Source organism: Falsirhodobacter xinxiangensis (assembly GCF_004959935.1).
In the GTDB taxonomy this organism is placed as follows: domain Bacteria; phylum Pseudomonadota; class Alphaproteobacteria; order Rhodobacterales; family Rhodobacteraceae; genus Falsirhodobacter; species Falsirhodobacter xinxiangensis.
The window spans coordinates 18,823-34,092 of record NZ_SMYN01000006.1; the positions used below are offsets into that span (position 1 = coordinate 18,823).

14 protein-coding genes and 4 pseudogenes are annotated in these 15,270 nt (G+C 63.2%); 11 read left to right on the forward strand and 7 right to left on the reverse strand.

What is annotated here, in order from left to right:
- Window positions 1-79: 79 nt before the first annotated feature.
- The 3 genes and pseudogenes from E2K76_RS20785 to E2K76_RS09030 all read left to right on the forward strand — a co-directional run bounded on the left by E2K76_RS20785 (window position 80) and on the right by E2K76_RS09030 (window position 2,864).
- A pseudogene (locus E2K76_RS20785) lies at window positions 80-897 on the forward strand (tripartite tricarboxylate transporter substrate binding protein).
- Entirely contained in the window at window positions 897-1,346 is a 450-nt protein-coding gene (locus E2K76_RS09025; RefSeq protein WP_136684170.1) for a tripartite tricarboxylate transporter TctB family protein, read from the forward strand. Before E2K76_RS20785 ends, E2K76_RS09025 begins: the two are co-directional and overlap by 1 nt.
- 9 nt (window positions 1,347-1,355) lie before the next feature.
- Window positions 1,356-2,864 (forward strand): tripartite tricarboxylate transporter permease, encoded by a 1,509-nt coding sequence (locus E2K76_RS09030; protein ID WP_136683974.1) that lies wholly within the window; start codon window positions 1,356-1,358, stop codon window positions 2,862-2,864.
- 130 nt (window positions 2,865-2,994) lie between these two features.
- On the opposite strand, the gene E2K76_RS09035 is transcribed toward E2K76_RS09030, so the two are convergent.
- Window positions 2,995-3,498 (reverse strand): Lrp/AsnC family transcriptional regulator, encoded by a 504-nt coding sequence (locus tag E2K76_RS09035; RefSeq protein ID WP_246032925.1) that lies wholly within the window; start codon window positions 3,496-3,498, stop codon window positions 2,995-2,997.
- Between the two features lie 5 nt (window positions 3,499-3,503).
- Here E2K76_RS09035 and E2K76_RS09040 point away from each other — a divergent pair, with 5 nt between their 5' ends.
- Together E2K76_RS09040 and rlmF are read left to right on the forward strand one after the other, a co-directional pair.
- Complete coding sequence (locus E2K76_RS09040; RefSeq protein WP_281280722.1) at window positions 3,504-4,691, forward strand: MFS transporter; 1,188 nt, start codon at window positions 3,504-3,506, stop codon at window positions 4,689-4,691.
- A 241-nt stretch (window positions 4,692-4,932) separates the two neighbouring features.
- Window positions 4,933-5,838: a 23S rRNA (adenine(1618)-N(6))-methyltransferase RlmF gene (rlmF, locus tag E2K76_RS09045; RefSeq protein WP_136683976.1), complete on the forward strand. Its 906-nt coding sequence runs from the start codon at window positions 4,933-4,935 to the stop codon at window positions 5,836-5,838.
- 75 nt (window positions 5,839-5,913) lie between these two features.
- Here rlmF and alaE read toward each other — a convergent pair whose 3' ends face one another.
- The 4 genes and pseudogenes from alaE to E2K76_RS09060 form a co-directional block, all read right to left on the reverse strand.
- Complete coding sequence (alaE, locus tag E2K76_RS09050) at window positions 5,914-6,375, reverse strand: L-alanine exporter AlaE (RefSeq protein WP_136683977.1); 462 nt, start codon at window positions 6,373-6,375, stop codon at window positions 5,914-5,916.
- A gap of 210 nt (window positions 6,376-6,585) precedes the next feature.
- Window positions 6,586-6,771: pseudogene (locus E2K76_RS20790) on the reverse strand (IS3-like element IS1133 family transposase); the annotation flags it as partial.
- A gap of 16 nt (window positions 6,772-6,787) precedes the next feature.
- A pseudogene (locus E2K76_RS21200) lies at window positions 6,788-7,821 on the reverse strand (IS110 family transposase).
- A 194-nt stretch (window positions 7,822-8,015) separates the two neighbouring features.
- A pseudogene (locus tag E2K76_RS09060) lies at window positions 8,016-8,213 on the reverse strand (IS3 family transposase); the annotation flags it as partial.
- 170 nt (window positions 8,214-8,383) lie between these two features.
- On the opposite strand from E2K76_RS09060, the gene E2K76_RS09065 reads away from it, so the two are divergent.
- Window positions 8,384-10,159 carry a monovalent cation:proton antiporter-2 (CPA2) family protein gene (locus E2K76_RS09065; RefSeq protein ID WP_136683978.1) on the forward strand — a complete coding sequence of 592 codons (1,776 nt, stop codon included), beginning with the start codon at window positions 8,384-8,386 and terminating at the stop codon, window positions 10,157-10,159.
- A gap of 201 nt (window positions 10,160-10,360) precedes the next feature.
- Here E2K76_RS09065 and E2K76_RS09070 read toward each other — a convergent pair whose 3' ends face one another.
- Both E2K76_RS09070 and E2K76_RS09075 read right to left on the reverse strand, forming a co-directional pair.
- Entirely contained in the window at window positions 10,361-10,759 is a 399-nt protein-coding gene (locus tag E2K76_RS09070) for a (R)-mandelonitrile lyase (protein ID WP_136683979.1), read from the reverse strand.
- Entirely contained in the window at window positions 10,756-11,805 is a 1,050-nt protein-coding gene (locus tag E2K76_RS09075; protein WP_136683980.1) for an NAD(P)-dependent alcohol dehydrogenase, read from the reverse strand. Before E2K76_RS09075 ends, E2K76_RS09070 begins: the two co-directional genes overlap by 4 nt.
- A gap of 377 nt (window positions 11,806-12,182) precedes the next feature.
- On the opposite strand from E2K76_RS09075, the gene pqqA reads away from it, so the two are divergent.
- From pqqA to pqqE, 5 genes are read left to right on the forward strand one after another with little or no spacing between them, the layout of a single operon-like run.
- A complete protein-coding gene (pqqA, locus tag E2K76_RS09080; RefSeq protein WP_136683981.1) occupies window positions 12,183-12,284 on the forward strand; it encodes a pyrroloquinoline quinone precursor peptide PqqA in 102 nt (33 codons plus the stop codon).
- Window positions 12,285-12,294: 10 nt separating this feature from the next.
- On the forward strand, window positions 12,295-13,182 hold the full coding sequence (gene pqqB, locus E2K76_RS09085) for a pyrroloquinoline quinone biosynthesis protein PqqB (RefSeq protein WP_136683982.1): 888 nt from the start codon (window positions 12,295-12,297) through the stop codon (window positions 13,180-13,182).
- Complete coding sequence (gene pqqC, locus E2K76_RS09090) at window positions 13,179-13,913, forward strand: pyrroloquinoline-quinone synthase PqqC (RefSeq protein ID WP_136683983.1); 735 nt, start codon at window positions 13,179-13,181, stop codon at window positions 13,911-13,913. Before pqqB ends, pqqC begins: the two co-directional genes overlap by 4 nt.
- Window positions 13,910-14,188 carry a pyrroloquinoline quinone biosynthesis peptide chaperone PqqD gene (gene pqqD / locus E2K76_RS09095; protein ID WP_246032929.1) on the forward strand — a complete coding sequence of 93 codons (279 nt, stop codon included), beginning with the start codon at window positions 13,910-13,912 and terminating at the stop codon, window positions 14,186-14,188. The genes pqqC and pqqD overlap by 4 nt, the downstream gene beginning before the upstream one ends.
- On the forward strand, window positions 14,185-15,270 hold the full coding sequence (gene pqqE / locus E2K76_RS09100) for a pyrroloquinoline quinone biosynthesis protein PqqE (RefSeq protein ID WP_136683985.1): 1,086 nt from the start codon (window positions 14,185-14,187) through the stop codon (window positions 15,268-15,270). The genes pqqD and pqqE overlap by 4 nt, the downstream gene beginning before the upstream one ends.

Sequence of the window (15,270 nt, forward strand, 5' to 3'; positions counted from 1 at the left end):
TACGGCCCATGCCGACTGGCCCACCGACCGACCGATCGAGATGATCGTCGCCTTCGCCCCCGGGGGCGGCACGGACATCATGCTGCGCACGCTGGCGCCTTATCTTGAGGCCGAGCTGGACGCGCAGTTCCCCGTTCTGAACCGCCCCGGTGCCGCGGGCGAGATCACCTATACCGCGCTGTCGCAATCGCGGCCCGACGGATACATGGTGTCGTCGCTGAACACCCCCGGTTTCCTGACCATGCAGATCGACCGCAAGCTGCGCTTCGATCCGGCGGACCTGTGCCCCATCGCCCGGATCGTCGAAGACCCTGGCACCTTTATCGTGCCCGCCTCGTCGGATTTCCAGACGCTGGAGGATCTGGTCGCCTATGCCAACACCCCGGCGCGGTGTCCATCGGCACGACGGGCGTCGGCACGGACGAACATATGGCGATGCTGCAGCTGGAACGCTCAGCAGGGGTGGATCTGACCGCGATCCCCTTCGGCGGCGCGAACGAGGCCAAGACCGCGCTTCTGGGCGGCCACATCACCGCGATCGGGCTGAACGTCGGGGAATACGCGACCTCGGACAAGAACGCGATGCGCGCGCTGGCCCAGTTTGCCGAGGAACGCTCGGTTCTGGCGGAGGATCTGCCCACCGCCAAGGAACAGGGATTCGACGTGATCATGTCGTCGGAACGCGGCCTTGCGACCCGCTGCGAGGTGCCCGAGGACATCCGCGCCCGCATGGCCGAGGCGGTCGATGCCGCGCTGGCGAACCCCGAATTCCAGGCGCAGGCGAAACAGCAGTCGCTGCCGCTGTCGTTCCAGTCCGGTGCCGACTGGCAGGCGGCGATGCCCGCGCGGCTAGACCGTTACCGCGACATCTTCGCGCTGATCAAAGAGGGCAAGTGATGGTCGCGGCCAAGGGCGACGGTCCGGACCTTCTGACGGCGGGCCTGTTTATCGGCTTCGGCGCGCTTGGCCTGTGGCTGGCGCGGGGGCTGGATCAAGGCACGATGGCGCAGATGGGCGCGGGCTATCTGCCCCGCGCCGTCTGTGTCGGGCTGATCCTGCTGGGCGGTGTGGTTGGCGTTGCGGCCCTGCGCCGCGATGCCGTGGCGATCGAGGCGATGCGCCTGCGCCCCCTTCTGGTCATCGTGGGCTCGATCGTCGGCTTTGCCTATCTGTGCGAACATGGCGGCTTCATCGCGGCATCGCTGTGGCTGATCATCGCGGGATCGCTGGCCGATCCGGGCGGACGCTGGCGCAGCACGCTGATGCTGGCGGGGGGGCTGACGGCCTTCGGCGCACTGGTCTTCGTTTATGGTCTGGGCGTGCAGATCGAACTCTGGCCGTTCTAGGGACAGGACATGAACACATTCGACCTTCTCATGCTGGGGTTCTCCGAGGCGATGACGCCCGCGAACCTCGGCTTTTGCCTGATCGGCGCGCTTCTGGGCACGCTGATCGGGGTGCTTCCCGGCATCGGGCCGACGGCGACCATCGCGGTGCTGCTGCCGATCACGTTCTTTCTGCCGCCGCTGGCGGGGATCATCATGCTGGCGGGCATCTATTACGGCGCGCAATACGGCGGATCGACCACCGCGATCCTTGTGAACCTTCCGGGCGAGGCGTCGGCGGTCGTCACCGCGCTGGACGGCTACCAGATGGCGCAGCAGGGGCGCGCAGGGTCGGCGCTGGCGGTGGCGGCGCTCGGGTCCTTCTTTGCGGGCACCGTGGCGACCTTCGGCATCGCGATTGCGGGGCCGATGTTGTCCAGCTTTGCGCTGAACTTCGGGCCGGCGGAATATGTCGCGCTGATGGTGTTCGGGCTGCTGGCCGCGACCATTCTGGCAAGCGGTCCGGTGCTGAAGGCGATCGGGATGATCCTGATCGGTCTGCTCTTGGGCATGGTCGGCACGGATCAGGCATCGGGCGCGGAACGTCTCACCTTCGGCTCGCTGCAGCTGTTCGACGGGATCGAGTTCACGGTCATCGCCATCGGCCTGTTCGGGTTCTCCGAGATCATCGCCAACCTCGAACGCAGCGGGTCCGAGGGCGTGAAACTGGCGCCGATGTCGCGCATGTGGCCCACGCGCGAGGATTTCCGCAGCTCGTGGCCCGCCGTTCTGCGCGGCACGGGGATCGGCACGTTCCTTGGCATCCTGCCAGGGGGCGGGGCGACGCTGGCCTCGTTCAGCGCCTATTCGCTGGAAAAGAAGGTCTCGAAACACCCGAAGAAGTTCGGCACCGGCGTGGTCGAGGGCGTCGCCGCGCCGGAATCGGCCAACAACGCCGCCGCGCAGTCGTCCTTCATCCCGCTGCTGACGCTGGGCATCCCGTCCAACAACATGATGGCGATGATGCTGTCGGCGTTCATGATCCACGGCATCACGCCGGGGCCGACGGTGCTGACCAACCAGCCGGAAATCTTCTGGGGTCTGGTGGCATCCATGTGGATCGGCAACGCGCTTCTGGTGTTCATCAACATGCCGCTGATCGGGCTGTGGGTGAAGCTGCTGACGGTGCCCTACCGGCTGCTCTATCCCGCGATCCTGCTATTCTGCTGCGTCGGCGTCTATTCGATGAACAACCGCATCTTCGACGTGCTGCTCGCGGCCGGCTTCGGGCTGCTCGGCTATGCCTTCCGCAAGGCGAAATGCGAGCCGGGGCCATTGCTTCTGGGTTTCGTGCTTGGCCCGCTACTAGAGGCGAACCTGCGCCGGACACTGCTGATCGAACAGGGCGATCCGTCGATCTTCGTCGAACGGCCGATCAGCCTGACTATGCTGACGGCGACAGTGATCCTGCTGGCGCTGATGATCCTGCCCAGCTTCCGAAAGAAACGCGAAGAGGCGTTTCAGGAAGAAGAAGCTTGATAAAACGGCCGGGGCGACCTGGCCGTTTTCTTTAGACTAGGCACGATAATCATAAGCACTCCCGCAGCGCGGCAAATGGCTGCTTCGTCCCATGGACCACGCTGTCCGCCGAACTGTCGCTTCGACTTGCTTACCGGTCGACGCCGTCCGGCAAGGGGCCCCGCTCAACGAAGGTAGACAGCGCAATGTAGCTGCGGACAGACCGCACGCCATCCAGCATCTGCACCTCCATCAGAAAGGCCTCGAGGGATTCGGTGTCGTTGGCGCGGACCTTCATCAGCACGCACGCATCTCCGGCGACGGAATGGATCTCCTCCACGTCCGGCCGCTCTCCGAAGCGCAAGAGCTCTCGGGTGGCACTGTAAGTATTGGTGTCCACGATCAGAAAGGTCAGAAGTGTGCGGCCCAGCTTGCAGCCGTCCAGCCGCGCGACGGTGGCTCGGATCACCCCGTCACGCTTCAGCCGCTTCACGCGATCATGCACGGCGGGTGCGGACAAATTCACGATGGCGCTGAGTTCCGCATAGCTGCGCGACGCATCTTCGGCCAGCGCGCCTAATATCTTTCGGTCGATTTGGTCCAGATCGGCGGGGCGATGCCGCACTTGCCGAAGCCTGTCTGTTTCTGCGTCCATCACGTTTGCCATGCCTTTATCTCCGAACCCGATGTCTCATATGGGCAATCGGTGCGTTCGGCATCGGTGTGACCGAATTCGTCGTGGCGGGCATCTTGCCCCAGATCGCCGCCAGCTTCGGCATGGATATCCCGACGGCGGGATTGATGGCCACCACCTACGCGCTTGGCGTCTTCGTCGGCGCGCCGATCCTGACAGTCCTTGGCGCAGGCCTGCCGCGCAAGACGCTGCTGATCGGGCTGGCGGCGCTGTTCACTCTTGGCAACGTCATCACAGCAATGGCGCCCACTTTGCCTATCGCGCTGGCGGGGCGCATCATCACGGCCTTCAACCATGGGACCTTCTTCGGGGTAGGCTCGATCATCGCGGCATCGCTGGTGGCCCCCGGGCGGCGGGCGAGCGCCATCGCGTTCATGTTCTCGGGACTGACACTGGCGAACCTGATCGGAGTGCCCGCAGGCACATGGCTGGCACAAAGCACGGACTGGCGGCTCGTCTTCTGGCTGATCGCGGGGATCGGGCTGGTGACCATCGTCGCCATCATCACCCTTCTGCCGCAGATCGAGCGTGGGCCGAAGATTCCCGTCATGACCGAGCTTCGCGCCTTCACCGATCGGCAAGTGCTGTTGGTCATGGGCATCACGGTGCTGGGGCCGGCGGCGTTCTTCACCTTGATCACCTACATCGCGCCGATGGCCGTCGAGGAGACGGGCCTGTCGGATACCGGCATCACGGTGCTGATGATCCTGTTCGGCCTTGGCCTTGCGGTCGGCAACTCGGCGGGCGGACGGTTCGCCGACAAATCGCTGTTCGGCACGCTCCTGGTATCGCTGGCGGCGCAGGCGGCCGTGCTGCTGGTGTTCTGGATCGGGGTGGAAAGCTCCCTCGTCGCGGGCCTGTCAGTATTCCTGATGGCCGCATTCGGCTTTGCAACCGTCTCGCCCATCCAGAAGCTGGTGATGGATCGCGCAGCCGCAGCAGGGGCTCCGACGATGGCGGCTTCGGTAAATATTGGGATGTTCAACCTTGGCAACGCCATCGGGGCTTGGGCTGGCGGAGCGACTATTGCGGCGGGCTACGGCCTCGCCTCGCCGAACTGGGCCGGAGCGATTCTGTCGCTGGCCGCCCTTGGTCTGGCCCTGCTGGCGATGCGGACGGCGGCAGAGGCCGAGGGGCCGATGCCCGCGATGTGAAGCAGGTGCGGCGGGATCGCCCGCCCCGCCGCCGCGGGTTACTGCCGCGTTTCACCCTCCGCAGCAAGACTGATGCGGGCGGGCTACATACGTTTCGGCGCTCCGAGCTTGCTGCGATGTCTTGCTTCGTTTGCAGGGGTGACTAGTAAGGTTCGGTCCACTACTGCTCGGGCAGTTGGCATAGCTGAATTCGACACCCTGTCGGGCGCTGTTCATGCGCCAAGTAGAACGAAGGTTTCCCATGGCTGTCAAACCCATGTTGCATCCGCGCAACCAGCACCGGAGCGGGTATGACTTCAAACGTCTGATGGCAAAGTCACCCGAGTTGGCGGCCTTCACGACGAGAAACCCTCGCGGTCAGCTGACGGTCGATTTTTCAGACGCCGGTGCGGTCCGCATGCTCAACCGCGCGCTCTTGCGAGCGCATTATGACGTTGATTTTTGGGATATTCCTGTCACTTACCTGTGCCCTCCGATACCCGGTCGCGTCGACTACATCCATTATCTCGCGGACTTGCTGGCAGAGTGTAATGACGGGAAGGTCCCGCACGGTCCTGACATCAAGGCGCTGGACATCGGGACAGGCGCCAGCCTTGTCTATCCGCTCACCGGTCGGCATGAATACGGCTGGGACTTTACGGGCGTCGATATTGATCCTGTCTCGATTCAATCGGCACGGCAGATTTGTCAGAGAAACGGTCTGGATGTGACGCTCCGCCACCAGAACAATCCGGAGAATATTTTCAAGGGCGTGATCGGACCCGACGATATCTTCCATGTGACCCTGTGCAATCCGCCGTTTCATGCGTCCCCCGAGCATGCCGACAAAGGCAGCCGGCGCAAGTGGCGGAATCTGGGGAAGGGGGATACGGGCGAACTGAATTTCGGCGGCCAGAATGCCGAACTGTGGTGCCCGGGCGGCGAAATCGGTTTCATCGCCAGAATGATCGAGCAAAGTGTGGATTTTGCCGATCAATGTCTGTGGTTCACCTCTCTGGTGTCTAGACAAGACAGTATCAAGCCACTCTCCCGGTTGTTGGCACGGGCGCGTGTCGCCGAGGTCAAGATCGTCAAGATGGCGCAGGGCCAGAAGGCAAGTCGCTTTGTCGCCTGGACGTATATTCCGGAAAAGCAGCGCTTCTTGTAGGTGGATGTCCTTACCCTATCAGCGGCATGACGAGCGACGGCGATATCGGTTCACAGCCCAAACCGGGCGTCGATGTCATGTGTTGAGCGACATGGGCTTCTCTCCCCCGGGCGGTAGCCCGAAGAGATGCCTTACCCAATTCAGGAATGCACCGTAGGGGCGGCCCAGGACAATCATCATCACCGCAGCACCGGCGACACCCCGCAGCAGCCCTTCGCCTGTTGCACCACTGAACGCGATGATCGCAGCATAGATCGGGACCTGAAAGCTCATCAGCGCCAGACTGTCCCATAAGACCTGCGAAAAGCGGGTATCCTTGGCATGTGCCATCATCCAATCGCGCCATATGCCGTAGGGCCGTCCTACCGGGACCATCAGGACGCCCCCGAGCAAGCGCGCATGCAAGATCTGCTCCCACGTCATCCCTGCGATGAAGCGTTCGTTTATGATGCCTGTCGTCGTGAAGAACAGGATCAAGGCCAATGTGTCTGCGACATAGCTGCGGGGGGTCCCTGACTGACGTGAGGGCTGGGCCAATAGGTATCTCCAATCTGGATCAATTTATTCCCACGTAGCGCGATGGTCGGTTTAGTCCCATTTCGTCGCGCCGAGTACCAAATGGAGATTCGCTCGGCGCCTTGCTGTGCAGAATGCAGGGCACCCGGGACATCTATGTTATGGTATTTCATTCTTCAAAGGGGCCACTGGATGGCCCTGCACCGGTTTCGTTCCGGTCGGGCGCTCAGGTTATGCGGCCTTGTTTTCGAAGGCCCCCGGTGATTTCCGGCCTGAAACTGAATGCCTTCGCTGCGGGCTATAAGAGCCGCTGATGCATTCGAGGAGGGCAATCTCGACATCGCGCCGGGCGTGCCAGTCTCTGCGCCAGACCAACCCGGCCTTCAGCGCTTTGAAGAAGCTTTCGACGGCCGAGTTGAAGCTCCTATATTCGTCAAGGCACGATTTTCGCTGTTTTCGGCACACAGAGCAGGCCATAGATTTCACGGAAGATGTAGCGTTTAAGATATCGAATGATTTCGTTGTTGCTCTTTCCGTCTTTGGTGCGTTTCTTGACGTAGGCAAGCGTTGGTTCGTGGCTGCGCCTCCTGACGATGGCTACACGATAGAGTGCTGCGTTGGCCTGCCGATTGCCGCCTCGATTCAAACGGAAGCGGTGGGTTTTGCCACTGGATGCAGGAATTGGGCAAACACCGCAGAGCTTGGCAAAGAACGAATGCGCGTTGGGTCGTTACCAACGAGGATCGACATCTCGGCAATTGTCAATGTCGCAATGCCATCAGAGCCGGGGCGCGCTCAGCGACAAGGCGTTCCAATTCTTTGTCATGGCCGATGATCTCTTCGTGCAACCACAGCCAGCGGCGCGCCAATGCGCGCATGGCTGCCTTTGCCGAAGCAAGAGTAGTGTTGATATCGCCAGGTCTGAACGCAGCGATGTGCCGGATCAGCGCAACCTTTACTCGGATTTGATCCAAGGCCATCGCGCGGCGCGGCAGGCGCATTGATAATCAGCGTTTTCAAAGTCACCATCGCCTGCGAACGCGATTTGACGGCAGTATCTCTCGCGATCTTCAGATGTCTAATCATCTCTGATGATCCAGTTTGCGTCTTCGGGCGCGCCGTTGCTTGCCCAGAAAGGACGGATCTGGCGGTGCCCTCTGCGTCCAGGCTGTTTGTCTTGCCTTGGGTGTATCGCTGCTGACGGTTTGGCCGCGTGACCTCAATCACGGTATGCCCTTGGTAAAGCAAAGACCGTGAGAGGCCAGCGCCATACGAGCCAGTTCCTTCAATTCCGAATGCCAGAACCTCCCCATGAGATCGTGACCAGCGTTCCAAATTCAGGTATTCTTTCGGATTTGCCGGTATGGACAGCGCGGCTAACCGAGCGCCTTGCGTATCAATGGCGACGGCGACATGGGTTTCTTTATGGGTGTCGATACCGATGATAACTGGATGTGTGGTCGTGATGGTGCCCTCATGCTTAAAGCATGCCCAGGCACCGATCCAAGGGGACAGGACTGTGATGGGGCGTTCCCGTCAGGCTCCTATAAGGTCACATCTCGCCCGTTGCCGGGGCAGCTTGACGGTCGACACGTCAACACAATGACACGCGGTCAATCGTAACATGGGTCAGGCCGTCAAGCCGCAATACCATATTCACAATCATAACAATTGCCTTTGCCGCTCATTGACATCTTGAACCCGTTTTTGCGCAGAAGCTTCTGGTTGGGCACGGTAAGGGCGCCGCTGTCGGTGTGGTGAATGCAGCCCGGCGGCGGGCGGCGCAGGGCAATGGCCATGTTCAGCGCCCTGATCGCCAGATCCTGCTTCATGCGTCGCCAGGGCGACCTAATGGCCCACCGGTGACGGCGGTTCTGGTTCATGGCGCGTCCGTCTGACGGAAGAAGCGCCTTCTGCCTTCCGGCGTGCATGCACCGCATGCGCGCGCTTGCTCCCGAACCCACCGCCGAATACCAATCTTGAAGCCGTGGGGGCCCGGTTGGGCTGATCGTCAAGCAGGAGTGGATGGATGGCGGGCGAGGTGATGAGTGCGGCGCATGAGGCGGGCGCGCATGGCGGGCCGGACTTCGTTGCGGTGGTGGTGCTTCTGGCCGCAGCGGTGGTCGCGGTGCCGCTGTTCCGCCGGTTGGGGCTTGGATCGGTGCTTGGCTATCTGGCGGCCGGGCTTGCCATTGGGCCGTTCGGGATGGGCTTCTTCGGCGATGCGCAATCCATCATCCATGTGGCCGAGCTTGGCGTCGTGCTGTTCCTGTTCATCATCGGGCTGGAGATGCAGCCCGCCCGCTTGTGGTCCATGCGGGGCGAGATCTTCGGCCTCGGGCTCTTGCAGCTGGTGCTTGCCATCGCGGTGCTGGTCTGGGTGGGGCTGGCGCTTGGCTATCCTGCGGTGCCCAGTTTCGTTGCGGGGACGGGCTTCGTTCTGACATCGACCGCTATCGTCATGCAGATGTTGACCGAGCGGAACGCGATGGCGCTGCCGAAGGGGCGGCGGATCGTGGCGATCCTTCTGCTGGAGGATCTGGCCATCGTTCCGCTTCTGGCGCTGGTCGCCTTCCTCGCGCCGGGCGGGGCCGAGGCGACGATCATGGACCGGATGGAAAGCGTGGGCGTGGGCCTTGCCGCCATCGTGGTTCTGGTGGTCGCTGGGCGCTATCTGCTGGACCCGCTGTTCCGGCTGCTGGCCCGCACCGGCGCGCGCGAGGTGATGACGGCGGCGGCGCTGCTGGTCGTCCTTGGGGCGGCGGTGCTGATGCAGGCGGGCGGGCTGTCGATGGCGATGGGGGCTTTCCTTGCCGGGGTGCTGCTGTCGGAAAGCAGCTTCCGTCATCAGTTGGAGGCCGATATCGAGCCGTTCCGCGGGTTGCTTCTGGGCCTGTTCTTTCTTGGCGTCGGCATGGCGCTGGACCTCGACACGATCGCGGCGAATTGGACCGTCATCGCGCTGAGCGTTCCAGCCTACATCCTGCTGAAGATGGGGGTGATCTATGTCGTCGCGCGCATCCTTCGCGCCAGCCGTGCCGAGGCGGTGGAGCGGGCGGTGCTGATGGCGCAGGGGGGCGAATTTGCCTTCGTTCTCTATGCCACGGCGACCCAGTTCGGCATCCTGACACCGGAATGGAACGCGAACCTGACGGCGATCATCATCTGTTCGATGGTGCTGACGCCGTTGATGATCATTGCGCATGACCGCCTGATGCCCAAACGCGGCGCCTCGATGGAGGGTGTGGACGAGGCGAAGGATCTGTCGGCCAGCGTGCTGCTGATCGGCTTCGGCAGGATGGGGCAGATGATCAGCCAGCCGCTGCTGGCGCGCGGCCACAGCCTTTCGATGATCGACACCGATGCTCAATCGATCCGCGACGCCGCCGAGTTCGGCTTCAAGGTCTGGTATGGCGACGGATCGCGGTTGGACATCCTGCACGCTGCGGGCGCGGGTAATGCCAGCCTTATCATCGCCGCGCCGAACGATGCCGCCGCGGTCACCAAGATCGTGGAGCTTTGCAAGCACGAATTTCCGATGGTGCCCGTCCTTGCCCGCGCCTTCGACCGCGAACATGCGCTGGCGCTGGTCAAGGCCGGCGCGGATTTCCAGCTGCGCGAGACGCTGGAAAGCGCCTTTGTCATGGGTCGCCATGCGCTGCTGATGCTGGGCGAGGACCCGGAGCTGGTCGAGGAGGTCATGGCCTCGTTCCGCGACCGCGACATGGAACGGTTCGAGATGGAATGCGTCGGCGGTCTTTTCGCGGGGCGCGATCTGGTGCTTGGCAATCGCGAACCGCGCTGAAACTGGCAGGCTCGGCGTCACCCTCGGGCAGCATGCCTGAATTCGCAGGCTGGTGATCTGGTCTACCGATCGTGCTCCATGTCGCATCCGTTGAGCGTCGGCCAGAGCGGACATCGCGAATGTCGCAGGCGGCGACGACGTTCACGCAAAGCGCGTGCAGGATCGGGGCCTTTGGCCCCAGTCGTCTCGGGCAGCGTTTCGTCAGCGCCCGGCATACTCCGCTTCCGTCACCTTTTCCATCCATGTGACCGGAGTGCCGTCGATGCTTTCCTGAATGGCGATATGGCTCATCGCCGTGTCGGGTGCCGCCCCGTGCCAATGTTTCTCGCCCGCCGGAAACCACACGACATCGCCTTGCCTGATCTCCTCGACCGGGCCGCCGATCCGTTGGACCAGCCCGCGCCCGAAGGTCACGATCAGCGTCTGACCTGCCGGGTGGGTATGCCATGCGGTCCGCGCGCCGGGCTCGAACGTCACATGTGCGCCCGCGGTGCGGCCCGGCGCTTCGGCGGCGAAAAGCGGGTCGATGCGGACGGTGCCGGTAAACCACTCGGCCGGACCTTTGGCCGAGGGGTTCGTGCCCGAACGGGTGATATTCATGCGCCCATCTCCCTAATGTCCATCACGAAGCGGTATTTCACATCGCCCTTCAGCATCCGGGCATAGGCGGCCTCGATCTCGTCCGGGCGGATCATCTCGATATCCGAGGTGATGCCGTGCTGGGCGCAGAAATCCAGCATCTCCTGCGTTTCGGGAATGCCGCCGATCATCGAACCGGCGATGGCGCGGCGTTTCATGATCAGGCCGAATACGTTTGGCGACGGGTGGGGCGAGGCGGGTGCGCCGACCAACGTCATCGTCCCATCGCGCTTTAGCAGGGCAAGGAATGCGTCCAGGTCATGTGGCGCGGCGACGGTATTCAGGATGAAGTCGAAGCTTTTGGCATGCGCGGCCATCTCGTCCTGGTTACGAGAGACAACCACCTCGTCCGCGCCAAGCGCCAGAGCGTCGGCGCGCTTCCCCTCGGAGGTCGTGAAGGCCACGACATGCGCGCCCATCGCATGCGCCAGTTTCAGACCCATATGGCCAAGGCCGCCGATGCCAACGACGCCGACCTTCTTGCCCGGACCCGCGCCCCAGTGGCGCAGCGGCGAGTAAGTGGTGATGCCGGCACAGAGCAACGGCGCGACGGCGGCCAGCTGATCCTCGGGATGGGTGATCTTCAGAACATAGCGTTCATGCACGACCACGGCCTGCGAGTAGCCGCCCAGCGTGTGCCCCGGCGCGTCGGCGGTCGGGCCGTTATAGGTGCCGACCATGCCGTCGCAGTAATTCTCCAGCCCCTCGGCACATTCGGCGCAATGCTGGCAGCTGTCGACGATGCAGCCGACGCCGACCAAATCGCCGACCTTGTGCGCGGTGACATGGCCGCCGACCTCGGCCACGCGGCCGACGATCTCGTGCCCCGGAACGCAAGGATAGAGCGTGCCTGCCCATTCGCCCCGCGCCTGATGCAAATCCGAATGGCAGATGCCGCAATAGATGATGTCGATCGCGACATCATGGGCTCCTACCGCACGGCGGGTAATCTCCATCCGGTCGAGCGGTTGTTCCCCGGCAGAAGTGCCGATGGCGAGAATGGTCATGATGATGCCCCGTTTTTATGGATTCGCGTGGTATCTAGTTTCGCAGTCAGCCCAAGACTACACATGCTTGACGCATTTCCGTGACGTCGGTCTGGCCGCGATGTCGGATCATACGATTGTATGATCCCCGCGCTTGGGCAAGGCGATTTTTCAAATCTTATCAGATGGAAAGCCGCATGTATGGACGATACGGCAGGTCTGGTGGGCCCTCTTTCGCCTTTGCCGCCGCCGAACTGTATTGACGGTGCGGGGGGCGCCCCCCAAGCTGGCGGGGTTGTGCACGGCCGGACCGGGCCCGCAGGAACAACGGGCGGCCGACGTGGGTTACCCCTTCGGCAAGCTGCTCAAGAGTTACCGTCAGCAAAGGAGAAGATCGAATGGCCTGGAAGAAACCCTCCGCAATCGAGATCGCCTGCGGAATGGAAATCAACATGTATGGCCCATCGGAAGATGATCGTAACGACCGCGAACTCTTCTGACGCGATCTGAATGAAGATCGTGATACTTGGCACTGCGGCAGGCGGCGGCTTGCCGCAGTGGAACTGCGCCTGCTCTAATTGCGATGATGCCCGCGCTGGCAGGATCGCATCCATGACCCAATCCTCGCTTGCCGTCTCGGCTGATGGCGCGTCTTGGGTTCTGTTGAATGCTTCGCCCGACATTCGCACCCAGATGGCTGACGCGCGTTTTTTGCACCCGCGCGCGCGCCGTGACAGTCCTGTGGCGGCAGTCGTGGTGACGAATGGCGATGTCGATCATGTGGCGGGGCTTCTGACGCTCCGGGAAAGCTCGCCCTTCACGCTGCACGGCACCGAGGCGATGCTGGCGACGATCGCGGAGAACCCGATCTTCCGCGTGCTCAACCCCGATTTCGTGCGTCAGGAGCCATTCGCGCTGGAGACACCCTTTGCCCCTGTTCCCGGCCTCCGCGTGACGGGGTTTGCCGTGCCGGGGAAGGTGCCACTCTATGCCGAAGGAGACAAGGTCGACACGAAGCTTCTGGGCGAGCAGACCGTGGGATTGAGGCTGGAGGCATCCGGCCGCACCGCCTTCTACATCCCCGGCTGCGCCGAGGTCACAGGCGATCTGCTGGACAGGCTTCGGGGTGCGGACCTTCTGTTCTTCGACGGCACGGTCTGGGAAGATGACGACATGCAGCGCACGGGAACCGGGAAGAAGAAGGGCGCGCGGATGGGACATATGGCGATGAACGGACCGGATGGCAGCATCGCTGCGCTGTCCTCGCTGTCCTGCACCAAGGTTTTCGTTCATATCAACAACACCAATCCCGTCCTGCAGCCTGACGGGCCGGAACGTGCGGCTGTGCTTGCGGCGGGTTGGCAGATCGGTTTCGACGGGATGGAGGTCGCGCCATGACGCAGGATCGTGTCGGGTTCGAGGCGCGGCTGCGTCAGATCGGGGCAGAGCGATATCACGACAAGCACCCGTTCCATCACCTCTTGCATTCGGGCGGCTGCACCCTTGAACAAGTGCGCGCCTGGGTCATCAACCGCTACTACTATCAAAGCCGCATCCCGATGAAGGACGCGGCCTTTCTGTCGCGCTGCGAGGACGCTGACCTGCGCCGCATCTGGCGGTCCCGGATCGAGGATCACGATGGCGGCGTCGAGGAAGGCGGCGGCATTCGGCGCTGGCTGAAGCTGGCCGAAGGGGTTGGGCTTGACCCGGATTACGTATCCTCGGCGCGGGGGGTGCTTCCGGCGACGCGGTTCGCCGTGGATGCCTATATCCGTTTCGTGCGCGACCAGCCGCTGCTGCCGGCGATGGCCTCGTCGCTGACGGAACTGTTCGCCCCGGCGATCCACGAGAACCGGATCGCCGGGCTGCTGAAGCATTACGCCTTCGCCAACGATCAGACGATCGCCTATTTCCAGCATCGCCTGACCGAAGCGCCCAAGGACGTCGCCTTCGGGCTGAACTGGGTGCTGGATCATGCGGTGACCGGGGCCGATCAGGACGCCGCCGCCGCTGCCCTGACCTTCAAGACCGAGGTGCTCTGGGCGCAGCTGGACGCACTGGAATGCGCCTATGTCACGCCGGGGCGCATTCCGCCGGGAGGGTGGGTGCCAGGCGAGGGGATGCTGTGACCGCCCCTTCGGACCCGATCTTTACGCTGCCGCGCGGCGTGCGGCTGAAATGGGACGCGGTGCGCGCGTGCCATGTGCTGCTTGGACCGGAACGCGCGCTGATGCTGGACGACATCGGCCATGCCATCATGACCGAACTGGACGGCGCATCGCGCGTGTCCGACATCGCGGCGCGGCTTGCCGCCCGGTTCTCGGCCCCGGTGGATGTGGTTCAGCCGGACGTCGCGGATTTCCTTGCCGGGCTGCATGCGAAGCGTTTGCTGGAGGCAAGATGATGCCCAATCCGCCCATCGCCATGCTGGCCGAGCTGACGCATCGCTGTCCGCTTGCCTGCGCCTACTGCTCCAACCCGCTGGATCTGATTGCGGCGAAGCAGGAGTTGGACACCGAGACGTGGGCTCGGGTGTTCGCCGAGGCGGCGGCCCTTGGCGTGTTGCAGATCCACCTGTCGGGCGGCGAGCCTGCGGCGCGGCGCGATCTGGAACGGCTGATGGCTGCGGCCTCCGGGGCGGGGCTTTATACCAACCTCATCACCTCGGGGATCGGGCTGACGCGCGCGCGGCTGGAGGCGCTGGTCGATGCGGGGATGGACCACATCCAGCTTTCCCTGCAGGGAACGAATGCCGCGGTCGCGGACCGGGTCGGGGGCTACAAAGGCGGGTTCGACCGCAAGATGGCGCTGGCCGAAGCGATTGCCGATCTTGGCATCCCCCTTACTCTGAACGCGGTCATGCACCGCCAGAACCTTGACGATCTGCCGGCCACTATCGAGATGGCCGTCCGCCTTGGCGCCCGCCGGATCGAGGTCGCCTGCGTGCAATTCCAAGGTTGGGCGTTGAAGAACCGCAGCGCCCTTCAGCCGACGCGGGCGCAGGTGACCTGCGCGAAGGAGATCGTGGCCGATGCGACGGAGCGGCTGTCAGGGGTGCTGGCGGTGGATTTCGTGCCGCCCGACTACTACGCCGATTATCCCAAGGCCTGCATGGGCGGGTGGGGATCGACTGGCCTGAATGTCGCCCCCGACGGTCGCGTGCTGCCCTGTCACGCCGCCGAGATCATTCCCGGCCTGACCTTTCCGAATGTGCGCGAGACGGGCCTTGCCGCGATCTGGAACGACAGTGCCGCCTTCAACGCCTTTCGCGGCACGGATTGGCTTCCCGATGCGTGCAAGTCCTGCGCCCGCGTGACACGCGATTTCGGTGGCTGCCGCTGTCAGGCCATGGCGCTTGCGGGCGATCCGTTTGCCATGGACCCGGTTTGCCGCCATTCTCCGCACCGCGCCAAGGTCGATGCCCTGCTTGCCGCCGAGGGCCGCAACGAGTGGGAATACCGGATGATGCCAGCCAGAAAGGTCTGA

Bases quoted from the DNA above. Each gene is read 5' to 3' on its own strand.
- E2K76_RS09025 (WP_136684170.1), top strand. From the start codon at position 897: ATGGTCGCGGCCAAGGGCGACGGTCCGGACCTTCTGACGGCGGGCCTG.
- E2K76_RS09030 (WP_136683974.1), top strand. From the start codon at position 1,356: ATGAACACATTCGACCTTCTCATGCTGGGGTTCTCCGAGGCGATGACG.
- E2K76_RS09035 (WP_246032925.1), bottom strand. From the start codon at position 3,498: ATGGACGCAGAAACAGACAGGCTTCGGCAAGTGCGGCATCGCCCCGCC.
- rlmF (WP_136683976.1), top strand. From the start codon at position 4,933: ATGGCTGTCAAACCCATGTTGCATCCGCGCAACCAGCACCGGAGCGGG.
- E2K76_RS09065 (WP_136683978.1), top strand. From the start codon at position 8,384: ATGGCGGGCGAGGTGATGAGTGCGGCGCATGAGGCGGGCGCGCATGGC.
- E2K76_RS09070 (WP_136683979.1), bottom strand. From the start codon at position 10,759: ATGAATATCACCCGTTCGGGCACGAACCCCTCGGCCAAAGGTCCGGCC.
- E2K76_RS09075 (WP_136683980.1), bottom strand. From the start codon at position 11,805: ATGACCATTCTCGCCATCGGCACTTCTGCCGGGGAACAACCGCTCGAC.
- pqqA (WP_136683981.1), top strand. From the start codon at position 12,183: ATGGCCTGGAAGAAACCCTCCGCAATCGAGATCGCCTGCGGAATGGAA.
- pqqB (WP_136683982.1), top strand. From the start codon at position 12,295: ATGAAGATCGTGATACTTGGCACTGCGGCAGGCGGCGGCTTGCCGCAG.
- pqqC (WP_136683983.1), top strand. From the start codon at position 13,179: ATGACGCAGGATCGTGTCGGGTTCGAGGCGCGGCTGCGTCAGATCGGG.
- pqqE (WP_136683985.1), top strand. From the start codon at position 14,185: ATGATGCCCAATCCGCCCATCGCCATGCTGGCCGAGCTGACGCATCGC.